The 21,082-nt window shown below is 70.9% G+C and carries 22 protein-coding genes and 1 pseudogene; 16 read left to right on the top strand and 7 right to left on the bottom strand.

Annotated features, from left to right (window positions below):
- Positions 1-151: 151 nt before the first annotated feature.
- Positions 152-1,459 carry a wax ester/triacylglycerol synthase domain-containing protein gene (locus tag Ari01nite_RS47335; RefSeq protein ID WP_203791078.1) on the top strand — a complete coding sequence of 436 codons (1,308 nt, stop codon included), beginning with the start codon at positions 152-154 and terminating at the stop codon, positions 1,457-1,459.
- Positions 1,460-1,499: 40 nt separating this feature from the next.
- On the opposite strand, the gene Ari01nite_RS47340 is transcribed toward Ari01nite_RS47335, so the two are convergent.
- Entirely contained in the window at positions 1,500-2,927 is a 1,428-nt protein-coding gene (locus Ari01nite_RS47340) for a DUF4389 domain-containing protein (RefSeq protein WP_203791079.1), read from the bottom strand.
- A 238-nt stretch (positions 2,928-3,165) separates the two neighbouring features.
- Here Ari01nite_RS47340 and Ari01nite_RS47345 point away from each other — a divergent pair, with 238 nt between their 5' ends.
- From Ari01nite_RS47345 to Ari01nite_RS47365, 5 genes are read left to right on the top strand one after another with little or no spacing between them, the layout of a single operon-like run.
- A complete protein-coding gene (locus tag Ari01nite_RS47345) occupies positions 3,166-4,308 on the top strand; it encodes a 4Fe-4S dicluster domain-containing protein (protein WP_203791080.1) in 1,143 nt (380 codons plus the stop codon).
- Between the two features lie 53 nt (positions 4,309-4,361).
- Entirely contained in the window at positions 4,362-5,141 is a 780-nt protein-coding gene (locus Ari01nite_RS47350) for an FAD/NAD(P)-binding protein (protein ID WP_239163646.1), read from the top strand.
- Positions 5,141-5,938 (top strand): NADH-quinone oxidoreductase subunit B family protein, encoded by a 798-nt coding sequence (locus Ari01nite_RS47355; RefSeq protein ID WP_203791081.1) that lies wholly within the window; start codon positions 5,141-5,143, stop codon positions 5,936-5,938. The genes Ari01nite_RS47350 and Ari01nite_RS47355 overlap by 1 nt, the downstream gene beginning before the upstream one ends.
- Positions 5,935-7,239, top strand: a complete 1,305-nt coding sequence (locus Ari01nite_RS47360; RefSeq protein WP_203791082.1) for a Ni/Fe hydrogenase subunit alpha — start codon at positions 5,935-5,937, stop codon at positions 7,237-7,239. Before Ari01nite_RS47355 ends, Ari01nite_RS47360 begins: the two co-directional genes overlap by 4 nt.
- Positions 7,236-7,700, top strand: a complete 465-nt coding sequence (locus Ari01nite_RS47365) for a hydrogenase maturation protease (RefSeq protein ID WP_203791083.1) — start codon at positions 7,236-7,238, stop codon at positions 7,698-7,700. Before Ari01nite_RS47360 ends, Ari01nite_RS47365 begins: the two co-directional genes overlap by 4 nt.
- Positions 7,701-7,857: 157 nt before the next feature.
- On the opposite strand, the gene Ari01nite_RS47370 is transcribed toward Ari01nite_RS47365, so the two are convergent.
- Both Ari01nite_RS47370 and Ari01nite_RS47375 read right to left on the bottom strand, forming a co-directional pair.
- Positions 7,858-8,049: a DUF1918 domain-containing protein gene (locus Ari01nite_RS47370; protein ID WP_203791084.1), complete on the bottom strand. Its 192-nt coding sequence runs from the start codon at positions 8,047-8,049 to the stop codon at positions 7,858-7,860.
- 257 nt (positions 8,050-8,306) lie between these two features.
- On the bottom strand, positions 8,307-10,025 hold the full coding sequence (locus Ari01nite_RS47375; protein WP_239163647.1) for a GAF domain-containing sensor histidine kinase: 1,719 nt from the start codon (positions 10,023-10,025) through the stop codon (positions 8,307-8,309).
- Positions 10,026-10,155: 130 nt separating this feature from the next.
- Here Ari01nite_RS47375 and Ari01nite_RS47380 point away from each other — a divergent pair, with 130 nt between their 5' ends.
- Positions 10,156-11,325 (top strand): acyltransferase family protein, encoded by a 1,170-nt coding sequence (locus Ari01nite_RS47380; protein WP_203791086.1) that lies wholly within the window; start codon positions 10,156-10,158, stop codon positions 11,323-11,325.
- A gap of 22 nt (positions 11,326-11,347) precedes the next feature.
- Here Ari01nite_RS47380 and Ari01nite_RS47385 read toward each other — a convergent pair whose 3' ends face one another.
- Both Ari01nite_RS47385 and Ari01nite_RS47390 read right to left on the bottom strand, forming a co-directional pair.
- On the bottom strand, positions 11,348-11,884 hold the full coding sequence (locus Ari01nite_RS47385) for a DUF2202 domain-containing protein (RefSeq protein WP_203791088.1): 537 nt from the start codon (positions 11,882-11,884) through the stop codon (positions 11,348-11,350).
- A 337-nt stretch (positions 11,885-12,221) separates the two neighbouring features.
- Positions 12,222-12,532 (bottom strand): annotated as a pseudogene (locus tag Ari01nite_RS47390) (PEP/pyruvate-binding domain-containing protein); the annotation flags it as partial.
- A 141-nt stretch (positions 12,533-12,673) separates the two neighbouring features.
- Here Ari01nite_RS47390 and Ari01nite_RS47395 point away from each other — a divergent pair.
- The 5 genes from Ari01nite_RS47395 to Ari01nite_RS47415 all read left to right on the top strand — a co-directional run bounded on the left by Ari01nite_RS47395 (position 12,674) and on the right by Ari01nite_RS47415 (position 16,509).
- The gene (locus Ari01nite_RS47395) at positions 12,674-13,714 is read left to right on the top strand and encodes an alcohol dehydrogenase catalytic domain-containing protein (protein WP_203791090.1); all 1,041 of its coding nucleotides are present in this window, start codon (positions 12,674-12,676) and stop codon (positions 13,712-13,714) included.
- The gene (locus tag Ari01nite_RS47400) at positions 13,711-14,340 is read left to right on the top strand and encodes an SRPBCC family protein (protein WP_203791091.1); all 630 of its coding nucleotides are present in this window, start codon (positions 13,711-13,713) and stop codon (positions 14,338-14,340) included. Before Ari01nite_RS47395 ends, Ari01nite_RS47400 begins: the two co-directional genes overlap by 4 nt.
- Before the next feature lie 80 nt (positions 14,341-14,420).
- A complete protein-coding gene (gene sqr / locus Ari01nite_RS47405; RefSeq protein ID WP_203791092.1) occupies positions 14,421-15,662 on the top strand; it encodes a type III sulfide quinone reductase, selenoprotein subtype in 1,242 nt (413 codons plus the stop codon).
- A gap of 7 nt (positions 15,663-15,669) precedes the next feature.
- Positions 15,670-15,984, top strand: a complete 315-nt coding sequence (locus tag Ari01nite_RS47410; RefSeq protein ID WP_203791093.1) for a TusE/DsrC/DsvC family sulfur relay protein — start codon at positions 15,670-15,672, stop codon at positions 15,982-15,984.
- A 12-nt stretch (positions 15,985-15,996) separates the two neighbouring features.
- Positions 15,997-16,509, top strand: a complete 513-nt coding sequence (locus tag Ari01nite_RS47415) for a DsrE/DsrF/DrsH-like family protein (protein WP_203791094.1) — start codon at positions 15,997-15,999, stop codon at positions 16,507-16,509.
- 65 nt (positions 16,510-16,574) lie between these two features.
- Here Ari01nite_RS47415 and Ari01nite_RS47420 read toward each other — a convergent pair whose 3' ends face one another.
- On the bottom strand, positions 16,575-17,075 hold the full coding sequence (locus tag Ari01nite_RS47420) for a hypothetical protein (protein ID WP_203791095.1): 501 nt from the start codon (positions 17,073-17,075) through the stop codon (positions 16,575-16,577).
- Positions 17,076-17,293: 218 nt separating this feature from the next.
- Here Ari01nite_RS47420 and Ari01nite_RS47425 point away from each other — a divergent pair, with 218 nt between their 5' ends.
- From Ari01nite_RS47425 to Ari01nite_RS47435, 3 genes are all read left to right on the top strand, one after another.
- Complete coding sequence (locus Ari01nite_RS47425) at positions 17,294-17,563, top strand: metal-sensitive transcriptional regulator (protein ID WP_203791096.1); 270 nt, start codon at positions 17,294-17,296, stop codon at positions 17,561-17,563.
- A 221-nt stretch (positions 17,564-17,784) separates the two neighbouring features.
- Positions 17,785-18,573: a phosphoribosyltransferase gene (locus Ari01nite_RS47430; protein WP_239163648.1), complete on the top strand. Its 789-nt coding sequence runs from the start codon at positions 17,785-17,787 to the stop codon at positions 18,571-18,573.
- Between the two features lie 398 nt (positions 18,574-18,971).
- Positions 18,972-19,274 (top strand): hypothetical protein, encoded by a 303-nt coding sequence (locus Ari01nite_RS47435; protein WP_203791100.1) that lies wholly within the window; start codon positions 18,972-18,974, stop codon positions 19,272-19,274.
- Positions 19,275-19,810: 536 nt separating this feature from the next.
- Here Ari01nite_RS47435 and Ari01nite_RS47440 read toward each other — a convergent pair.
- Positions 19,811-20,275: a Crp/Fnr family transcriptional regulator gene (locus Ari01nite_RS47440; RefSeq protein ID WP_239163649.1), complete on the bottom strand. Its 465-nt coding sequence runs from the start codon at positions 20,273-20,275 to the stop codon at positions 19,811-19,813.
- 77 nt (positions 20,276-20,352) lie between these two features.
- Between Ari01nite_RS47440 and Ari01nite_RS47445 the strand changes: the two genes are divergently transcribed.
- A complete protein-coding gene (locus tag Ari01nite_RS47445; RefSeq protein WP_203791102.1) occupies positions 20,353-20,982 on the top strand; it encodes an ATP-binding cassette domain-containing protein in 630 nt (209 codons plus the stop codon).
- Positions 20,983-21,082: the final 100 nt, after the last annotated feature.

A 21,082-nucleotide genomic window follows, 5' to 3' on the forward strand; every position in this document is an offset into this window, starting at 1 on the left:
TTGCCGCGGCAACTGCTGCGCCGCCTGCTGCCGGACCCGGGTGAGCCGTTTTTGGTGGTACGCCTGGGCTACGCCGACTCCGACGAGGTGCTGCCGGTCTCACCCCGGCGGGAGGCCCGCGATGCCGTCCAGGTCGACGAGTAGCGCCGCCATGATCGAACGGACCGGCCCGATGGACCTCACGGTGCTGGTCACCGACCGCGACTCGGTGCCGATGCATACCGGTGCAGTCGTGATCTTCGAGGGACCGCCGCCGGGCGCGGACGAGGTCCGTGCGTTGCTGCACGAGCGCGTACCGGGCATCCCGCGGCTTCGCCAGACGCTGCGCCGGACGCCGATCGGGTGCGGCCGCCCGATCTGGGTGGACGACCCAGATTTCTCGATCGATCGTCACCTCACCCGGCTGGATTGGCCGGCGCCGGATAGCGACCGCTCCCTGTTCGACGTCGCGACCGGCCTGCTGTGTCGTCCTCTGCCGGCGGACTGGCCGCTGTGGTCGGCCACCGTGGTGACCTCCGGCGAGCGAGCCGCGCTGGTCGTCGTCCTGCATCATGTGCTGGCTGACGGCCTCGGTGGACTGGCCATCCTGGCCGCCCTGGCCGACGAGCGGTCCGGCGCAGGCGCGGTCCGGGCGTTCCCGCGCCGGCCACCGACCGTCTGGCAGCTGGCCGGCGATGCGACCGGGGAGAAATGGCGCGCGCTCCGGGCGCTGCCCGGCGATCTGCGACGCGGCTGGGCGGGCCTGCACGAGCTGGGGATCGGTCGGGGCGTGCCGCGGCGGGCGGAACGTATCTCGCTGGTGCGGCCGACCTCACGACGCCGGGAACTGGCTCGGGTGACCGCCGGCTTGGACGATGTCGTCGCCGTCGCGCACCGGCACGGCGGCACGGTCAACGACGTCGTGCTGGCGGCCGTCACCGGAGCCATGCTGGACGGTCTGCACGCGCGCGGCGAGTGGCCCGGGCACCTGGTGGTGTCGGTACCGGTGTCCGGCCGCGACCCGGCCGACGCGGGCAGTCTCGGCAACAACACCGGCGTACGCCCGATCGTGGTTCCGGCCGTCACCGACGACGCCGGCCGCCTCGCCGGGATCGTCGCCGCCACCGCGGCGACGCGCCGGACCGTGCGTGCCTCCTCGGCCGCACCGCTGGGCTGGGCGTTCCGAGCCCTGCACCGCACCGGACTCTTCGCAATGTTCATCCGGCATCAGCGCCTGGTGCACACGTTCGAGACCAATGTGCGGGGCCCGGCCTCGGCGCTGCACATCGGCGGGCACCGGATCGGTGCACTGGTGCCGATGGTGGCCACCCCGGGCAACGTCGGCGTCACCTTTGCGGCACTGTCCTACGCCGGAAACCTCGTGGTCAGCATGATCACCGATCCGGACCTCGTTCCCGAGCGGGACGCCATGGCCGGCGCGTTGCACCGGTCGTTCGCCCGGCTGGCGGCGGCGAAATGACGGCCCGGCACAAATCGCGCCGGGCCGTCGTCGTACGTGCTCACGAACCCACCGCCACGGGCGGCAGCGGAGTGGGAGCCGATCCGGTCGGTCCGGCTCCGGGCGGCGGACCGCTGTGCCGGCGCCCCAGCCCCACGCCGCCGAGCAGGATGAAGCCCAGCGCGACCAGGGCGAACACGATGCTGGCGGCGAGCAGGCCGCCGCCGAGCGCGGACAGGTCGGGCACCTGGATGGCGCCCCGGACGGTTGCCGAGACCCCGGGCGAGCCGTCGGCGTTCGCGACCACCACGGCGTACTCGCCGTCGAGGGCGTCCCATTGGAGCGTGGCCTCGCTCGTCCCGGTTGCCGAGGCCAGCCAGAACGGCTGGTCGGCGGGGTCACCGACGGCCCGCAGGCCACCGGCGGCCCGCTGGTAGTCGGAGGTGCCCGCGGTGAGGCCGACGAGTTCGTCGTGCGCGGTACCGGCCAGCCACTCGTCGACGGCGCGCTGCTCGGCGATGCCGACGAAGACGGCGCGGTCGCCGCGCGTGCTGGCGACGATCCGGACTCCGCCGACGTCGGCGAGGTTGCGGGCCCACAGGTCCGCGTCGACGACGGCGAGGTGCTCCGCGGTGACCGCGGCGGTGGAGGTGGTCAGCTGGACCGCCGGGCTGGTGACGTAGCCGGTACTGTCGCGGCCGGCTTCCAGCGCGAGCAGGACCGCACCACCGGTGCCGAGTCCGGCCGCCGGAGCGAGTAGCAGGACGCCCGCCACCAGCGCGGTGACTGGGCCGGCCGCGGAGGCACGGGCCGCCGTGGGCGCGACCGTCGCGGGCGGGTCGCCCGGCCCCGGATCGGGGTCGGCGCCGCCCTGGTCCAGGCGGAACGGCGGGTACCGCGGGGTGAGCAGCATCAGGTAGGCGGCCACCCGCAGGTTCCACCGGGCGATACCGGCCAGCAGGTCGTGCAACCCGCCCGGATAGCGCCCGGTGAACAGCAGGGCGAAGCCGGCCACGAGCAGGGCGGCACCCATCACGCTGATCGGGACGACGAGACGGCCGTCCCCGCCGTCGTACGCCGCCGTGAGCGCGCCCAGGATGATCAGGTGCGGGATCGCGAACAGCCAGGCGACCAGTGGCAGCCAGCGTGGCGGTGGTGCGTCGGCGCCGAGGTGCAGGCGGGCCGGGTAGTCCGGGACGTCGGCCAGCGTGAACGGTGGGTACCGGTCGGTGCCGAGCGCCTGATAGCCGTAGTAGCCGACCCGCCAGGTCCAGCGCAGAACACCCAGGTTGTACGCCCGGATCGACGCCGGATACCGGCCGGTGAACAGCACTGCCAGGTAGGCCACCACGGTGACCACGACCACACCGGTCCAGAGCACGAGCAGCGCGAGATAGTGCGGGACGAGCAGCAACCACTTGACGAGCCAGAGCCAGCGGCTCAGCTTCTCGTCGCGGTGTGCCTCGACCCGCAGCGGATAGCGGTTCATGACACCTCCCAAGAGGGTTTTCCCCAGCACACCGGCGCGTGGCCGCCTCGGGCAGGGCCGGAAGCCCTCACCGACCGGGAAGGTCGGCCGTCCGTTCGGCAGGCGGCCCGGCACTGTAGTCCGCCGGCAGACCCCGGCGGTAGGGCCGAGCGGGGTCGGGACAGGGGAGCGCCGGCCGTACCGGACGCGACCGGCGTCCTTTTAGGCTGGATGCAGAGGTACGCCCCGAGGAGGTGCGATGCTCACTCAATCTGTGCGCTTCGGCCCACCAGTCGTGCTCGGCGTCGCGGCCCTGCCGCGCCTCTTCGACGAATTGCGTGAGCGCGGCTACACCGTCGTGGGGCCAACCGTTCGCGACGGCGCCATCATGCTGGCCGAGCTGGAATCGGCCACCGACCTGCCGTACGGCTGGGGCGTGGAGGCCGACGCCGGCCGGTACCGGTTGCGCAAGCGCACCGACACCGCGGCCTTCGCCCACGCGGCCGGACCACAGTCCGTCAAGGACTTCCTGCACCCGCCGCGGGCCCGGCTCTGGTCGAGCAACCGGGACGGCACCGGCGTCCGAGGGCCTGACGAGCCACCGCGATACGCGCTGATCGGCGTGCGCCCGTGCGACCTGGCCGCGATCGGGGTGCTCGATCGCGTGCTGAACCGTGGGGAACACCCCGAGCCGATCTACACGAGCCGACGTGCCGGCGTCTTCGTCGTCGCCGTCGACTGCACCGAACCGGCTGCCACCTGCTTCTGCACCTCGATGGGAGGTGGGCCCGGTGCCCACGAGGGATTCGACCTGGCGATGACCGAGCTGCTCGGCAAAGGCGGGCACCGTTTCGTCATCCGCGCGGGCACGCCGGCCGGCGCGGACGTGCTGGCGGCGCTTCCTGCCGTGCCGGCCGCCGAGGCGACTCTGGCCGAGGCCGAGGAGGCAGTCGCCGGCGCGGAACGCGCCATCACCCGTGCGATGCCGTCCGGGTCACTGCCCGATCTGCTCGCCGCGAGCGTCGAGTCACCGCACTGGGCGGACGTAGCCGCCCGCTGCCTGACCTGTGCGAACTGCACGATGGTCTGCCCCACCTGCTTCTGCACTACCACCGCGGACGTCACCGACCTCACCGGCGACCACGCCGAGCGCTGGCGGCGCTGGGATTCCTGTTTCGACCTCGACTACTCCTACATGCACGGGGGTAGCGTCCGGCGCAGCGGGGCGTCCCGGTACCGCCAATGGATCACCCACAAGCTCGGCACCTGGCACGAACAGTTCGACTCATCGGGATGCGTGGGCTGCGGCCGATGCATCGCCTGGTGCCCGGCGGGCATCGACATCACCGTCGAGGCGGCGGCACTGGCCGGCTCCCGGCCGGGAGATGAGCAGCCGTGCTGAACTCGCTGCCCGCGTCAGCCGCCGCAGGTGTTGCCACTCCGGTGCCATACCGGGTGACTCGGCGCCGGGCGGAGACCGCCGACACGGTGACTCTCGACCTGATGCCCGCCGGGCCGCCGCTGCGTCCGTTCCAGCCCGGCCAGTTCGCGATGCTCACGGCTTACGGGATCGGGGAAGTGCCGATCTCGGTGAGCGGCGAAGGCCGCGGCCGGCTGGTCCACACGGTCCGCTCGGTGGGCGCCGTGACCGCGGCCCTGCACGACTGCCGCCGGGGCGACGTGGTCGGCGTGCGCGGTCCGTTCGGCACCGACTGGGACGTCGGATCGGCGCGCGGCGGCGACGTGGTGGTGGTGGCCGGCGGCATCGGTCTCGCGCCGCTGCGCCCGGTGGTCGAAGTCCTCCTGGCCCGGCGCTCCGAGTTCGGCAGGGTGGCCGTGCTGGCCGGCGCGCGCACACCGGCCGACCTGCTCTACCGCGACGACCTGCGCCGCTGGGCCGCTGCGGTACCGGTCGAGGTCGTGGTGGACCGACCGGACGGTGGCTGGAAAGGCCGTACCGGTCTGGTCACGACGCTGATTCCGGAGGTCGGCGTCGATCCGGCCGCGACGGTGGCGTTCGTCTGCGGGCCGGAGGCGATGATGCCACCCGTCGCCCGTGCCCTCATTGCCCGGGGCGTGCCGGCGACCGCGGTCCGGGTCTCGCTGGAACGCACCATGCGGTGCGGAGCGGGCTGGTGCGGCCATTGCCAACTCGGTCCGCTGCTGCTCTGCCGGGACGGTCCGGTCGTCCGGTACGCCGATGTGGAGTCACTGCTGACGGTGCGGGAGTTGTGATGACGATTGCTACCGAGGCGCCGACACTGGCGGTGTGGAAGTTCGCCTCGTGCGACGGTTGCCAGCTCAGCCTGCTCGACTGCGAGGACGAGCTGCTGGCGGTGGCCGGGCGGGTGCGCATCGCGCATTTCCTGGAGGCCACCCGCCGGGTGGAGGACGGGCCCTTCGACGTGTCGCTGGTGGAGGGCTCCATCACCACCCCGGGCGATGTCGAGCGCATCCACCGGGTGCGGCAGCTGTCCCGCGTGCTGGTGACGATCGGCGCGTGCGCCACCGCCGGCGGTGTGCAGGCCCTGCGCAACTACGCCGACGTCGCCGAGTACGCGTCGGTCGTCTACGCCCGGCCGGACTACGTGGCCACGCTGGCCACCTCCACCCCGATCGCGGCGCACGTACCGGTCGACTACGAGCTGGCCGGCTGCCCGGTCGACCGGCGGCAGCTGCTCGAGGTGATCGGCGCTCTGCTGGTGGGCCGCAAGCCCGACGTTCCGGCACACAGCGTGTGCTTCGAATGTAAGCAGCGGCACCATGTCTGCGTCGTGGTTGCGCACGGCACCCCGTGCCTCGGGCCGGTGACAAGAGCCGGCTGCGGTGCACTCTGCCCGGCGTTCCAGCGCGGATGTTATGGCTGTTTCGGGCCGGTCGTCGCGCCGAACGCTGCCGCCGAGGCCGGCCTGTTGCGGCGCACCGGCATGTCCGACGACGACGTGCAGCGGGCCTACCGGACGTTCAACGCCACGGCGTTCGTCGAGCTGGCGCAGGTCTCCGCAAACGACGACCCTGGGGAGAGCCGATGAGTCATCGACCGGACCGGACCCTCGACGTCGGCTCGCTCGCCAGGGTGGAGGGCGAAGGGGCGATGCACGTGCGGGTGCGCGGCAACCGGGTCGAGGACGTCCGACTGGAGATTTACGAGCCGCCCCGCTTCTTCGAGGCATTCCTGCGCGGGCGTCACTACACCGAGCCACCCGACATCACCGCCCGGATCTGTGGGATATGCCCGGTCGCATACCAGATGAGCGCTTGCGCCGCGATTGAGGACGCCTGCGGGACAGCGGTGGACAGGCCCATCGGCGAGCTGCGCCGGTTGCTGTACTGCGGCGAGTGGATCGAAAGCCATACCCTGCACATCTATCTCCTGCACGCGCCCGACTTCCTCGGCTATCCCGGCGCCCTGGAGATGGCCAAGGACCACCGGCACCTGGTGGAGCGAGGGTTGGCTCTCAAGAAGGTGGGTAACGACCTGGTGGAGCTTCTGGGCGGCCGGGCCATCCATCCGATCAATGTACGGGTGGGTGGTTTCTACCGAGCGCCGACACCGCGCGAGCTCGCGCCGTTGCGCCGGCGGCTGCGAGAGGCGATGGACCAGGCGACCGCGACGGTGGAGTGGGTCGCTGGGTTCGAGTTTCCCGACTTCACCCACGCACCCGAACTTCTCGCTCTCGTCACGCCCGGCCGGTACGCGATCGAGTCGGGTGTCGTGGCCACCACGGCCGGTGCCCGGTTCCCGGTCGGGGCATTCGAGCAGCACATTCTCGAGGAGCAAGTGGCGCACTCCACCGCCCTGCACGCGCGGCTCGCCGGTCGGGGCCGCTACCTGACCGGGCCGCTTGCACGCTATGCCTTGAGCGGGAACCTGCTGTCATCGGTCGCACGCCAGGCAGCCGATGCGGCCGGCCTCGGCCCTGTCTGCCGCAATCCGTTCCGCAGCATCGTGGTGCGCGCCGTCGAAACGGTGTACGCGGTCGAGGAGGCGATCCGGCTGATCGACGAGTACGAGCCACCGAAACGCCCGTACCTCGACGTGCCCGTCCGTGCCGGCACCGGCCGCGGCGCCACGGAGGCCCCTCGCGGCGTGCTGTTCCACCGCTACGACCTCGACAGTGGTGGCCTGGTCACCGCGGCGCGGATCGTCCCGCCCACCTCGCAGAACCAGGCCGCGATCGAAGACGATCTGATGCGGTTCGTCGGTACCCGGCTCGACCTCGACGACGACCAGCTCACCGGGGAGTGCGAGCAGGCCATCCGCAACTACGATCCGTGCATCTCGTGCGCCACCCACTTCCTCGACCTTTCCGTCGAGAGGAGTCCGGGGTGACCGGCGGTCGCCGGGTCGTGATCGGGGTCGGCAACGACTACCGGCGGGACGACGGTGTCGGTCCGCGACTGGTCGCCGCCCTGACCGCGCTCCCCGATCTGGCCGACGTGGAGCTCTTCACCAGCGACGGCGAACCGAGCCGGATGCTCGACCTGTGGAGCGGTGCCGAGCTGGCTGTCGTCGTCGACACGCTGCGGGCCCCCGGGCGTCCGGCCGGAACCTGGTTCGAGGTCGACCTCGGCACGGCGGTGCTTCCCGAGCCGGCGGCGGCAGGCACGCACGGCGCCGGACTCGGCACGGCGGTACGGCTGGGCGAGGTGCTGGACCGGCTACCGCGCCGCCTCGTCGTCCTGGTCGTCTGCGGCGCGGAGTTCGGATTCGGTGTCGGACTGAGTGCGCCGGTACAGGCGGCGCTGGTCCCGGTGAGCGAACGGGTGCGGGAGTTGGTCATTCATCGCTGATCGGCCGGCCAGGCTGGCCGGTCCGCCACGAGGTACCGGCTCGCCGGTGCGGTAGACCCAGACGCTCAGCCTCCGCCTTCGCGACGGCCAGGACATGGCCGGCACGGTCGTCGTCATCAATCGCGGCCGGTACGAAGGCGGCGATCATGGCGCGGCGTCACAGGCTGCCCGGGTAATGCGGGCTTCCGAGGCCCGGAAAGATAAGCGTGGTGCGATCCTCGTCGGGCCAGCGCACCTCGTAGGGCGGGCCGCCGTCGGCGTGGGTCACCGCGGTGACGATGCCGCTTCGGCGGGCGTCGCCGAACTGGTTCGGCTCGAGGACGATCCGGTCGCCTACCTGAGCGAGCATGACGTACCTCCGGGTAGGGACGAGTGAGCCCACCGGCTGCTGCACGGTGCCCGGGCCGGTGCCCGTCTTGGCGACGGTGGGTCTGGCGGCTCGCCGGCCGTCCTAGTCGTTCCGGCCCGGGTGCCGCATCCGGCATCCGGTGGGCTCAGGACAAGCATCGCCGGGCAGCGCCGCCGGCGTCAGGGTCATACGCCCTGACCGTCGCAGGTACACATGGGGCGGGTAAGAGGGGGCGTTCGGCCCGGTGATGTGGCGGGTCAGCGGGACAGTGGCACCCGCCAGGTCACGACGGTGCCGGTGCCGCCGGGACCCGGGCCGGCCTCGAAGGCGCCACCCAGGTCGTGTGCGCGTTCGCCAAGATTGACCACGCCGCCGCGGGCCATCGCCGGATCCATGCCAATGCCGTCGTCCTCAATTTGGAGGACCACCTCGTTGTCGACCACCCGGATGGACACTCGTACCTGCTGCGCCTTGGCATGCCGGGCGACGTTCGACAATGCCTCGCGCAGCACCGCCAGCAACTCGGGCACCAGGTCGTCGGGGATGGCGCTGTCCACCGGCCCGGCGGTGTCGAGGGTGGGCCGGAAGCCGAGCGACTCGGTCGCCGAGTCGACCGCCTCGCGCAGTTCGGTGCGCAGCGACGGGCCGACCGGGGCGCGCAGTTCGAAGATGGAGCGGCGGATGTCGCGGATGGTGGCGTCGAGGTCGTCGACGGCCGCGTTGATCCGTTTGGCCGCCTCGGGCCGGCCGGCGTGGTGTACCGCGCCCTGCAGTTGCATGCCGGTGGCGAACAGTCGTTGGATGACGACGTCGTGCAGGTCGCGGGCGATGCGTTCGCGGTCCTCGAGGACGGCGAGCTGCTGGCGTTCGTCCTGGGCCCGGGCGCGTTCCAGGGCCAGCGCGGCCTGCCCGGCGAAGCTGGACAACAGCGCGGCGTCCTCGTCGTCGGTTATCTGCCCGGCGGGTGGGACGACGATCAGAACCCCGTGCAGGGTGTCGGAGCCGGCCAGCGGTGCGGCGAGCGCCGGGGCATCGGGCACCGGACCGGGCCAGTCGGCGGTGGCGCGCAGATTGTCGACCATCCGGTATTTCTCCTGCCCGAACTCGGCGGCGGCGGCGCTGTCCACCGGGATGAGCCCGCCCGTCAGCAGCTCATAGGCCGGGTCGGTGCCGTCGGCCACCTCGATCGTGTGCCGGGCGTTGTCGGTGTCGTAGAGCAGCACCATGACCAGTTCGGCGTCGGAGAGCTCGCGGGCCCGGCGGGCGATCAGCCGGAGCGCCTCGGTGCGGCGGACCGTGCCGAGCAGCACGCCGGTGATCTCGGCGGCCGCGGCCAGCCAGCGTTCCCGGCGGCGGGCCAGCGCGTAGAGCCGGGCGTTGTCGATGGCGACGCCGGCCGCCGCGGCGAGCGCCACCACGATTTCCTCGTCGTCCTCGCTGAACTCGGCGGCGCCCTGTTTCTCGGCCAGGTAGAGGTTGCCGAAGATCTGGTCGCGGGTGCGCACCGGGACGCCGAGGAAGCTGTGCATGGGCGGGTGGTGCGGCGGGAAGCCGTACGAGTTGGGGTGTTTGTTGATGTCCGGCAGGCGTACCGGGCGCGGGTCGGTGATCAGCAGGCCGAGGACGCCGCGGCCGTGTGGCAGGTCGCCGATCCGGGCGTGGGTGGCGGGGTCGAGGCCGTGGGTGATGAAATCCGACAGCTCGGTGCGGTCGGCTCCGATCACGCCGAGCGCGCCGTAGCGGGCGCCGACCAGCGCGCAGGCCGACTCGACGATGCGTTGCAGGGTGCTGCGCAGGTCGAGGTCGGTGCCGATGCCGACCACCGAGTCGAGCAGGGCACGCAGGCGTTCCCGGCTGTTCATCACGTCGCCGACCCGGTCGAGCATCTCCTGCAGGAGTTCGTCGAGACGCACCCGGGAGAGCGAAGTGAGCCCGAGCGACGGGAGCTCGGGTCGTGCGTCGGACCGCTCAGCCATGGCGTCAGGCTAGTGCCACCCAACTGCACCCGGAAGGGCCTCGGGACCTTCGCCTCTGCTGAGCGTCCGCAGCCGGAGTTACGCCCATGAGGGAGGAGAACTCCGGTCACCAGACCGCGGATGAGCGGCCATGGCCAACCCGCAGACGTTTCCGGAACACGCCGCCGCCGGCCCCCCGGTGGGCCGGCTGATCACCCTCGACGTGATCAGGGTCGCCGTTGTCGTCATGGTGATCGTGCACCACGCGGCGCAGCCGTACGGGCCGACCGGCGGCGGGTGGCCGGTGACCGACACCGCCCAGAGTGACTGGTTCCGCCCGTTCTACACGGTGAACTCGGCGATCGGGCTGGGCCTGCTGTTCCTGCTGGCCGGATATCTAGTCGTGCCGGCCTGCGACCGTAAGGGACCCCGCCGGTTCCTGGTTGGCCGGTGGTACCGCCTCGGCGTACCCCTGCTGGTATTCGCCGTCGCGGTGAATCTGCCATTCGCCTGGGCGGATCAGGGACCCGGCTCGATCGGCGATTTCGTCGGCGGGCTGTATGCCGACGCGTGGCGGCCGCTCTATCTGCACCTGTGGTTCGTGGCGCACCTGCTGCTCTATACGGCGGCCTACGTCGTCTGGCGACGGCTGGCAGGCAACCCCCGCCGAGCGTGGGCGGCACCCGGGCACCGGGCCATCGCCGCGTACGCCGTCGCGCTCATCGGGGTCACCTGGATCCTCCGTTTCCGGTTCCCCGTCGATGACTGGGTACCCTTGCTGGGGCTCATACCGGCCGAGCCGGCGCACCTGCCGCACTACGTGAGCCTGTTCGTCTTGGGGGCGATGGCCAACCGCGGTCATTGGTTGTCCACCATGTCGCCCGCACTCGGCAGGTGGTGGCTGGCCGTGGGAGTAGCCGCCTCGGTGGCCATGACCGCGATCCAGATGCTGGCGCCGGACGCCTGGCGGTTCAACGCGACCGCGGACGGTGGAGCCGGCTGGCAGTCGTTGGTGCGCAGCACCCTGGAAGGGCTGATCGGCGTCGGTCTCGCGGTCGGCCTGCCGCTGCTCATCCGGGACCTGGTGCACCGGCCGCTGCGCCTGGTGTCGGCGATGGCGGTGACCAGTTACGTGGCGTACATCCTGCACGTCTACCTGCTCGTGCCGATCCAGGGCGCGACGACCTGGCCGGATCTCTCCCCGTTCCTCAAGTTCGGAATCGTCGCGGTGCTGGGGGTCGCGCTCTCGTTCGGCGTCGCACACCTTTCCGGCCGCGTACCCGGCCTGCGCGCACTTCTCGGCACCACGCCACCGCGGTAAGTTTCCGGCGTGGATCGGTAGCCTATCCGCTCGCAGTTCGCTGGCCCCGCTCGCGCAACGAGCGAAGTCGTTGCCCGATCGTTCCGTTCAGCTGGCGGTAGGCATGGCGGACGTCCGGCGCGTGCACGCGGGCGACCGCCACGTCCACGGTGGCACGTAGTTGCCGCAGGGCTTCCTCGGCGGCCGCGACCGCGCCGTCCGGACTGCTTTCGCCGTGGGCGAGCAGGCGGTCGTATTCGGCCTGGGTCTCACGGCGGGTGAACCGCCCGCGTCGCTGCCCGGCGTTCGGGTCGGTCAGCCCGTAGCGGGCGACCAGCCGACCGACCGCCGCCACCTCGTGGGCCTGTACCGCCTTGGCCTCGGCGGGCAGGACGGGGTGCATGCCGGCCAGCGCCAGGGACAGGTGGTGCGCCAACCGGAGCCGGTCGGCGACGGCGGTCAGTTGCGTACGCTGCTCGTGGTCGAGATATCCCGGCGGTCGCCGGAGGACATCGGTGCCGGAGAATCCATCGTGCGCCGGCCGGCCGGCGCGGGTGACGGTGTACGCGAATCGGAGCATGGTGACCTCCTCGCCTCCAGCACACGTTACGGGCCCGAGCCGGCACAGGGCCGATGGTCCTGAGCGGACCGGGTCGTGCGGTGGCCCGTGCACGGCGCCGCCGTATTGCGGCCGGGACCGCCCGGGCCTGGGCAGATGGCGGCGAATGCGGGGCCAACGGCCCTGGATCGGCCGTAGCCGGGGAGCTTCGATGGAGGTGAAGCCCACCGGTACCGGGGCGACAGCCTCGGATGACGACCCGGACGCGGTTCGGCACAGGTTGTGAGGAGCAGCCGCCGGTGGGCTGACCGCACGGGCAACCGGCCCTGACCCGCCTCGGCCGGGCTCAGGCCGCGTAGGTCTCCATCATGCCGGGCATCGAGAACTTGCCGCCCGAGCGCACCGACAGCAGCAGCGGATCGTCGGCGTCGCCGAGCGTCTTGCCGATCCGGGTCTGCACCAGCCGCAGGTGATGCTCGATCTCGGCGAACAGACCCTTGGGCATCGAGCCACTGCGCAGGTACGCGCGGCAGGCCTCGGTGGTGATGGTGAATCCGGTGGCACCGGCAGGCCCATCCGGGTCATCTCGGCGAGGTTGGCGCCCTTGCCGCCGAGCAGGTCCTTGAGGTCCTTGTTGCCCTCGATGAAGTCGTACACATAGCCGGACATCGGTCCTCACCCTCGCTCGCGTCGGTTTCCTCCCTCGTTGGTAATCCGGCAACGGGCCTGCCCAGTAGGGCCGGAGGTCCCTACTGGCCGGGCCACCACCGGACCAGCGTGGGGGTATCGAAACGCGAGAGAGGAAAAGCCATGAAAGGGCTGGTGTACGGCGGGGCAGGCGTGCGGGCATGGCGGGAGATCCCGGATGCCGCGATCCAGGACCCGCGCGACGCGATCATCCGGGTGGACACGGTGACCATCTGCGGCACCGATCTGCACATCCTCGGCGGCGATGTTCCCGAGGTCGAGGCCGGCCGGGTGCTCGGGCACGAGGCGGTCGGCACAGTCGTCGAGGTCGGCGGGGGAGTGAACGGTCTCGCGATCGGCGACCGTGTGCTGGCGTCGTGCATCTCGGCGTGCGGCATCTGCCGCTTCTGCCGGGAGAGCTCGTACGGGCAATGTCGCGGCGGTGGCGGCTGGATCCTCGGCCACCTGGTCGACGGGGTGCAGTCCGAATACGCCCGGATCCCGTTCGCTGATCAGTCCACCTACCGGCTGCCGGACCAGGTGAGCGACGAGTCGGCGGTACTGCTCGCCGATATCCTGCCCACCTCGTACGAGGTCGGCGTCCTCAACGGCCGGGTCCGCCCCGGCGACACCGTGGTGGTGGTCGGCGCCGGTCCGATCGGGCTGGCCGCGGTGGTGACCGCCCGGCTGTTCTCGCCGGCGCACATCGTCGTGATCGACAAGGCCCAGAGCCGCCTGGACTCGGCGAAGATGTTCGGCGCGGACATCCTGGTGCAGACCGGCACCGACGACCCGCGCACCGTGGTCGAGGCCCTGACCGGCGGCCTCGGCGCGGACGTGGTGATCGAAGCCGTCGGCACCCCGCAGACCTTCGAGCTCTGCACCGAACTGGTGCGGCCCGGCGGCCGGGTCGCCAACATCGGCGTGCACGGCAAGCCCGCCACGCTGCACCTGGAAAGCCTGTGGATCCGCAACGTCACCATCACCACCGGGCTGGTGGACACGTACACCACCCCGAAGTTGCTCGACATGCTCGTCGCCGGCCAGCTCGACCTCGGCCACATGGTCACGCACCGGTTCGGGATGGCCGACTTCGAGCAGGCGTACGACGTCTTCGCCGACCCGGCCGGGACCGGCGCGCTGAAGGTCGTGGTGTCGCGATGAGGCTCTGGTTGCCGTTCGGAGCCGGCCTGGCGGTGGCCGCGGCCCTGTCCGGCCCCGCCCGCCGGTGGTATCTGACCTGGGGCAGCACCTCCGACGAGGTGACCGCCCGGATGCCCGGCGACGAGCTGCTCAACCGTCCCGGCCTGGTGTCCACCCGCGCCGTCTCGATCGCCGCGCCGCCCGCGGCGATCTGGCCGTGGCTGGTGCAGATGGGCAGCGGCCGGGGCGGCGCCTACACCTACGACTGGATCGAGAACCTCTTCGGTCTCGACATGCACAGCGCGGACGAGATCCTGCCCGAGTTCCAGCACCTGGCCGTCGGGGACCTGCTGCCGCTGGGCCGGACCGGAGCCGCGCTGCGGGTCGCGATGTGCGATCGGGAGCGCGCACTGGCGTTCCAGTCCGAGGACGGGAACTGGGTCTGGCTCTTCCAGCTGCTACCGGACGGAGACGGCACCCGCCTGGTGAGCCGGAATCGGATCACGGCGCCGGACACCTGGACCAGCCGGCTGGTGAACCGGCTCGTGATGGAGCCGGGCAGCCTGATCATGGAGCGCCGGATGCTCCTGGGCATCAAGGAACGTGCCGAGCGAACCGCCGCTCCGGCCGCAGTTTCGGCTGTCTGACAGGGCCTTCGGCCCTACGACGCCCGGACGAGCGAGAATACCCTAGGGGGTATAGCGGATCGACGGAGGAGGTGGACCTGATGCGGCGTCTGCTCGTCCTGGGCGCCGGCACGGCCGGCACCATGGTGGTCAACAAGCTGCGCCGCCGGTTGCCCAGTGCCAACTGGCGGATCACCGTCGTAGAGCCCGGCGACCAGCACTTCTATCAGCCGGGATACCTGTTCCTGCCGTTCGGTGCATACGCACCGCGGCAGGTCGTCAAGCCCACCAGGTCACTCATTGCGGGCGGTGTCGAGCTGATCCGGGGTGAGGTCGACCGGGTGGTCCCGGCAGACGGCGAGGTCCGGCTGTGCGACGGCCGGACGTTGCCGTACGACTACCTGGTGATCGCCACCGGGGTCACCCCGCGGCCGGATCAGACACCCGGCATGCTCGACGGCGGGCAATGGCGCAAGACCATCTTCGACTTCTACACGTACGACGGTGCTGTCGCGCTGGCCGATGCCCTGGACCGCTTCGACGGCGGCCGGCTCGTCGTGCACATCACCGACATGCCGATCAAGTGCCCGGTCGCGCCGCTGGAGTTCGCGTTCCTCGTGGACGACTACTTCCGGCAGCGCGGCCGGCGTGACCGGGTGGAACTCGTCTACGCCACGCCGCTGCCGGGAGCGTTCACCAAGCCGGTCGCTTCGGCCCGGCTTGGCACCATGCTCGACGAGCGGAAGATCGCGGTGGAGCCGGACTTCCTGGTCGAGCAGATCAAGGGCAAAAGCCTGATCTCGTACGACGAGCGCGAGATCCCGTTCGACCTGCTGGTGACGGTGCCGCTGAACATGGGCGCCGACTTTGTCGCCAGGTCGGGGCTGGGCAACGAGTTGAATCTCGTGCCGGTCGACCGGCACACGTTCCGGTCCAAGGCGTACGGCAACATCTTCGCCCTCGGCGATGCCGCTGATCTCCCGACCTCGAAGGCGGGATCGGTGGCGCATTTCGCTGCCGAGGTGTTCACCGGCAACTTCCTGGAGCACATCGACGGCCGGCCGATGACCGGCAGTTTCGACGGGCACGCCAACTGCTTCGTCGAGTCCGGCGGTGGCAAGGCGCTGCTCATCGATTTCAACTACGACACCGAGCCTCTGCCCGGCACCTATCCGTTGCCGGCCGTGGGGCCGTTCCGCCTGCTCACGGAGGCACCTGTCAATCACTGGGGCAAGCTCGCGTTCCGGTGGATGTACTGGAACCTGTTGCTGCCCGGGCGCCCGATCCCGTTGCCGGCACACATGTCGATGGCCGGCAAACACCTACCCGCAGGGAAGGACTGACGCAGCCATGCCTGTCACGAAGATTGCCGGCCGCGCTCTGCACGTCGACGACGAGGGTTTCCTGACCGCGTACGACGAATGGGACCCGGAACTCGCTGAGCGGCTCGCGGCGCAGATCGGCATCGACCTGACCGACGCGCACTGGAAGGCCCTGAGCTTCCTGCGCGAGGACTACGCCGCACAAGGGGAGACAGCCACCCTGCGCCGGGTCTCGGCGGTCGGCGGGATACCCACCAAGGATCTGTTCAAGCTCTTTCCCAAGAAGCCCGCCAAGAAGATGGCCTACATCGCCGGACTGCCCAAGCCGCACGGCTGCGTCTGAAGGGACATCGCCATGACCACGGAAGTCGTGCCGTCGCTGGTACCGGATTTCGGTGACGACGAGGCCACCGGCCGCAAGCTCGCCATCATCTGCTCCAAGGGCAACCTCGATATGGCGTACCCCGGCCTGGTGCTCGCCAACGCCGCCCTCGGTGAGGGCGTCGAGACCCACCTGTTCTTCACGTTCTGGGGCTTCGACATGATCACGAAGTCGCGGATGGACCGGCTGCAGTTCACCATGCTCGGCAACACCGCCACGCACCTGCCGCAGGGTCTGGGCGGCCTGCCCGGGATGACCTCGATGGCCACCCACCAGATGAAGAAGCAGATCGCCGAGGTCGGTGTGCCCGAGGTTCCCGAGTTCCTGGACCAGATCGTCGCGTCCGGCGGGCACCTGTGGGCGTGCCGGATGTCCGCGGAGATGATGCACCTGACCGAGGGCGACCTATACGAGGGCGTGGAGGGCATCATCAACGCCGCCGACTTCATCGAGAAGACCGACGGCGCCCAGCTGCTGTTCATCTGACCCCGAAGCAACCGCGGGGGACTCCGGTCACCTGACCGGAGTCCCCGGCGATCTGGATTGACCTATCAGACCAAGGCCGCCGGGCCCACGGTGATGGAGCCCACCCCGTCCCGAATCGGGTGATCGCCGAAGCGCAGAGCCATCGGCCCGACGCGCACGACGTACGCCTGTCGTCCGGACTCGTCGGTCACGAACGTGCCGAGGCGGCAGTAGAGCCGGTCGACCTCGTCGAATGTCATGCCCACCCGCGCGCCGGCGAGCGTGCGCACCGATCCAGCGGCAGTGTCGATCACGATCAGGCGGTGATGTTCGAACGTCAGCAGAAGTTCGCCGTCCCAGTCGCCGGCCGTAGTCGCCACGGCCCGGCCACCCGGATCGACGGTGGTCGGGTACACCAATCCGGCGGCGGTGAGCCGGGTCAGGCTCGCACCGAACCGGTACGGGCCGGCACCGAACACGCTGAGGATGTGATCGGTCTCGGCGACCTGGACGGCGGCGATCGGGCCGGGGCCGGCAACGGGCTGGGCCGTTCCGGCAGCGGCGGCGCTGTCAGTGGCAACGGACACGCCTGCGACGGACATCGCCGCGGCGGTGAGGAACCATACTGGGGCACGTTTCATGGCGGCCCCCTCCCGTCTGCACGATTTGACCCTGTCGTATCACTGGACGAGATGGCGAATTCAGGGCCGAAGGTCCCGTAGCGGGTCCTCATGTCTGCCGCAGGTGCCGACGAGGTCGTCGTCCTTACCCCGCGGGGTATGCTGGGGCTCTTCGGGGAGGTGGCATGGAGATCGAGGGTGACGCTCTCACCGACGTCATCAAGCGGCTGCGCCGTGCCGAGGGGCAGATCCGCGGCATCATCGCCATGCTGGAGGCCGGGCGCGACTGCGCTGACGTGGTGACCCAGCTGGCCGCGGTGTCCAAGGCGCTGGACCGAGCCGGTTTCAAAATCATCGCAACCGGGCTGCGGCAATGCGTGACTGCCGAACAGGACGGCAAGGAGCCGTCCGTTGACGTGGCACAGCTCGAAAAGCTGTTCCTGTCCCTGGCCTGAGGCCCCAGCGGTCAGGCCGGCGCGAGGATGCGCAGCAGCGAGTCCCGGACGCCCGGCCCGCACCGCGAAGGGTTCATCGGGCAGCGGGCTGAACAGCAACGGCAGCGTCGCGAACACCCTCGCAGGGTCGATCGGCCCTGGGAAACCTGCCGTCGGTGGTGTGCCATGGAAGCTGGGCCGTACTCCGTCGACAGCGGACGGCGAGCCCCCGGGAGGTTGTGATGGTGTTCCACGATCGGATTGACGCCGGTCGTCGACTCGCGGCGGCGTTGACCAATTTCCGCGGCGACGAGGTGGTGGTGCTGGGCCTGCCCCGGGGCGGCGTCCCGGTGGCTGCCGAAGTCGCCCGGGCGCTGCGGGCACCGCTGGACGTCATCGTGGTGCGCAAGGTGGGCGTGCCCTGGCAGCCGGAACTCGCGATGGGCGCGGTCGGCGAGGCCGGCGCCGGGGTGGTCAGCACCGGAGTCGTACGGCTCGCCGGGATCAAGCCGGAGGACCTGAGAACCGCGCAGGCCCACGCCCGGGTCGAGGTACGGCGGCGGCTGCAGGCTCTGCGCGGCGACCGGCCGCCGGTGGATTTGTCCGGGCGGACGGCGCTGGTGGTCGACGATGGCATCGCTACCGGATCGACCGCGCGGGTCGCCTGCCAGATTGCGCGCTCGCAGGGTGCCGCGCGGGTGGTGCTCGCCGTGCCCGTCGGTGCGCCGGAAGCAGTGCGAGTTATGTCAGAGGTCGCCGACGAGGTGGTGTGCCTGCTGTGTCCCGAGCCCTTCGGCGCGGTCGGCGCGTTCTACGACGACTTCAGCCTGACCACCGACCACGACGTCAGCACGATTCTCGATGAGGCGTTGTCTTCGGGCGTGGTGAGCGTCCCGGCCGGCGCCGCCGGAATGGCGTGCTGTCAGCCGGCTACGGAGCGCAGGAGCTCGTACACCAGGAAGGCAGGCCAGACGATGGCCTTGAGCACACCCAACAAACCAACCCAGAAGCCGTCGGCCGCCCCAAGGTAATAGACCAGCGCTCCGATGAGTCCCAGCCCGTAGACCACGTTCCCGCCGCCGGCGGGGTTTCCGCCACGGCGCGGCTGCTTCTCGTTCATCCTCAGCCCCCTTCGCCCCTGGGCCGAGCGCGCACCACGTCGGCCGGACGAGTCGAGCGTCGTTCCGGCCGGCTCGTCGCCGTCAGGGCTCTCCGGCCCTGACGGCAGGGCCGTCCGGGCACGCCACTGTCCCCTCGGCACCGTCGCGACCAGGTCAACGGTCCGGGATGTCCGGCAGGACGGGCCGAAGGGCTGCGGACCGATGGCGGGCGACGCCGCGGCGGGCACTTCAGCCCGGCCGGACGGGACCCCGGACCCTGCTGATCATCCGGACACCTAGACGAATCTGTGGTGCGGGAGGTGTTGGCGATGTTCTATCTGATCGCCGCCGTAGCGGCCATAATCCTGGTCTCGGTGCTCGCCGCCTGGGCGTTTCCGAGTGCGGGGATCGACGACGCGCACGCCACAGCGGGGACCGGCAAGGCGGCGAAGAGGCCAGACGGCGAGCCGGTCCGGAAACCGGAGAGCCTGGAAGGCGTGCTCGTCGCCCAGCTCGTCGCGGGCACGATCAGCCCGGTCCAGTATCGGCGCGCCGTCGAGCGGATCGCCGCACGGGACGAGGAACGTCATCCCCTGACCGTGCCACCGGAGAACGGCCCGGCCGCCGCCTGAGCCGCGCGCGGCCGGGAACCCGATCACCGGCCGGGAGCGGGACTTCCGGCGGAGCCGGCCGAACCGCTGGCTGCGGGACCATCCGGGCCATCGGGAGGGGCTGGCGCGCTGGGCCGACGGCGCGGCGCGCTACGAACCCACGCTCGAGCGGTTCGCCGACGTCCTGGTGCTGGCCACCGCCGGCGACCAGTGGCCGGACTGGATCCGGGCCGGTCAGGCGCTGCAGCGGGTCCTGCTCACCGCCACCTGGCGGGCCTGGCGACGACTCCGATGAGCCAGTCGCTGGAAGTGCCCTGGGCGCGCCGGATGCTGCTCGATGCGGCCGCCGGACTGTCGGTGCAGCTGGCGCTGCGGGCTGGTTACGGCAAGGTCACCGGCTCGACGCGACGGCGGCCGCTCGACGAGGTGCTGCTGCCCGGGTTACCGGATGAGCACCAGCACCCGCGGGCCGTCCACCGTGCCCGCGCCGGCCCCGCAGGCGGCGATGGTCACCGGCAGGGCGATCGACAGAAGAGTGCAGACACGACGCATCCCGTTCACCTTCCGTGCCGTTCGGCGACGCGCTGCCGCGCGGTCTGCAGCTGGTGCACGGCGCCGGTCAGCACGCGGGTGGTCAGCGCCACCCCGAATTCCGGATCCGCCGCGGCGAGCTCGCGTACGGCGGTGGCCCGCAGCTCGATCGCGCCGCACTGTTGCAGGACCCGGGCGCCGCAGACCCACCGGTACGGCGGAACCAGCCAGGACCAGCCGAGCAGGCGGCCCGCGCCGAGGCGCTGGAACGGCACGTCACCGTGGCCGGGAACATGGAAATCCAGCTCGACGGTCCCGCTCTCCAGCAACCAGAACTGATCGGCGGGGCTGCCCTCCCGGGCCAACCGGGTGTCCACCGGCCAGGTCGCGGGTCGCGCGCAGGCGGCCAGCCCGCGCAGCCAGGCGCCGGGCAGGTCCGCCGCGAAGGGGTGCAGCACGAGATGGTCGAACACCGTCAGGGAAGACGTCAACGTGGCCTCCTTCGCTGGTGGGCGACCGCAGCTCACCGCGCCAGTCTCAACCCGGACCCTCCGGCCGGCCAGGGCCGATGGTCCCGGCGGCGGGCGTCAGGGCGATCAGGACGACGGCGGGAACCGCGGCCGCCGCCCGGCCGGTGGACCCGTCAGTACGGACCGGTCGGCCCTGCCCGAGGGAAACCGCCATCGGTTCCCACGATAGCGTTTGGTCAGCGACCAGGTCTGGATGGCGGTGTTCATGGCGCACCTCCCGTTCTCGTCAGACCTACGTGGTCTTCGGATATCTCGGTCCCAACGCTGCCGGCAAGAGCACCACCATCAGGTTGCTGGCCGGGCTGTTGCGGCCGACCGCCGGACGCGCCGAGATCGGCGGGCACGACGTCGTGCGGCAACGAGAGCGGGCGCAGCGGCTCATCGGATACTGCCCGGCGACTTCGTCGGTTACCCCGACCTCACTGCGGCCACCTATCTTGCATGCCTCGGGCATCTCCGCGGTGGCGTCGAGCAAAGCCAGGTGCGTGCGCTGGCCGACCGGCTCGACCTCGACCTGGGCCTGCGCATCGGGGCGATGTCGCACGGCACCCGGCAGAAGGTCGGCATCGTGCAGGCTTTCATGCACGGCCCGAGGCGCTGATCCTCGACGGACCGACGGCGGGCCTCGATCCGCTAGTGCAGCGCGATTTCCTGTCCTTGGTGCGTGAGGCCCGGCAGGACGGACAGACGGTCTTCCTGTCGTCACACAACCTCTACGAGGTCGAGGCCGTCGCAGACATGGTGGCCATCCTGCGCCACGGAACTCTG

Source organism: Paractinoplanes rishiriensis (assembly GCF_016862375.1).
Classification (GTDB): domain Bacteria; phylum Actinomycetota; class Actinomycetes; order Mycobacteriales; family Micromonosporaceae; genus Actinoplanes; species Actinoplanes rishiriensis.

What these genes read in the sequence shown, in the direction of transcription:
- Ari01nite_RS47445 (WP_203791102.1), top strand. Translation starts at nt 20,353, where the DNA reads ATGGTCCCGGCGGCGGGCGTCAGGGCGATCAGGACGACGGCGGGAACC.
- Ari01nite_RS47425 (WP_203791096.1), top strand. Translation starts at nt 17,294, where the DNA reads ATGGAGATCGAGGGTGACGCTCTCACCGACGTCATCAAGCGGCTGCGC.
- Ari01nite_RS47430 (WP_239163648.1), top strand. Translation starts at nt 17,785, where the DNA reads ATGGTGTTCCACGATCGGATTGACGCCGGTCGTCGACTCGCGGCGGCG.
- Ari01nite_RS47380 (WP_203791086.1), top strand. Translation starts at nt 10,156, where the DNA reads ATGGCCAACCCGCAGACGTTTCCGGAACACGCCGCCGCCGGCCCCCCG.
- Ari01nite_RS47355 (WP_203791081.1), top strand. Translation starts at nt 5,141, where the DNA reads ATGACGATTGCTACCGAGGCGCCGACACTGGCGGTGTGGAAGTTCGCC.
- Ari01nite_RS47335 (WP_203791078.1), top strand. Translation starts at nt 152, where the DNA reads ATGATCGAACGGACCGGCCCGATGGACCTCACGGTGCTGGTCACCGAC.
- Ari01nite_RS47360 (WP_203791082.1), top strand. Translation starts at nt 5,935, where the DNA reads ATGAGTCATCGACCGGACCGGACCCTCGACGTCGGCTCGCTCGCCAGG.
- Ari01nite_RS47345 (WP_203791080.1), top strand. Translation starts at nt 3,166, where the DNA reads ATGCTCACTCAATCTGTGCGCTTCGGCCCACCAGTCGTGCTCGGCGTC.
- Ari01nite_RS47395 (WP_203791090.1), top strand. Translation starts at nt 12,674, where the DNA reads ATGAAAGGGCTGGTGTACGGCGGGGCAGGCGTGCGGGCATGGCGGGAG.
- Ari01nite_RS47410 (WP_203791093.1), top strand. Translation starts at nt 15,670, where the DNA reads ATGCCTGTCACGAAGATTGCCGGCCGCGCTCTGCACGTCGACGACGAG.
- Ari01nite_RS47435 (WP_203791100.1), top strand. Translation starts at nt 18,972, where the DNA reads ATGTTCTATCTGATCGCCGCCGTAGCGGCCATAATCCTGGTCTCGGTG.
- Ari01nite_RS47370 (WP_203791084.1), bottom strand. Translation starts at nt 8,049, where the DNA reads ATGCTCGCTCAGGTAGGCGACCGGATCGTCCTCGAGCCGAACCAGTTC.
- sqr (WP_203791092.1), top strand. Translation starts at nt 14,421, where the DNA reads ATGCGGCGTCTGCTCGTCCTGGGCGCCGGCACGGCCGGCACCATGGTG.
- Ari01nite_RS47340 (WP_203791079.1), bottom strand. Translation starts at nt 2,927, where the DNA reads ATGAACCGCTATCCGCTGCGGGTCGAGGCACACCGCGACGAGAAGCTG.
- Ari01nite_RS47400 (WP_203791091.1), top strand. Translation starts at nt 13,711, where the DNA reads ATGAGGCTCTGGTTGCCGTTCGGAGCCGGCCTGGCGGTGGCCGCGGCC.
- Ari01nite_RS47415 (WP_203791094.1), top strand. Translation starts at nt 15,997, where the DNA reads ATGACCACGGAAGTCGTGCCGTCGCTGGTACCGGATTTCGGTGACGAC.
- Ari01nite_RS47375 (WP_239163647.1), bottom strand. Translation starts at nt 10,025, where the DNA reads ATGGCTGAGCGGTCCGACGCACGACCCGAGCTCCCGTCGCTCGGGCTC.
- Ari01nite_RS47385 (WP_203791088.1), bottom strand. Translation starts at nt 11,884, where the DNA reads ATGCTCCGATTCGCGTACACCGTCACCCGCGCCGGCCGGCCGGCGCAC.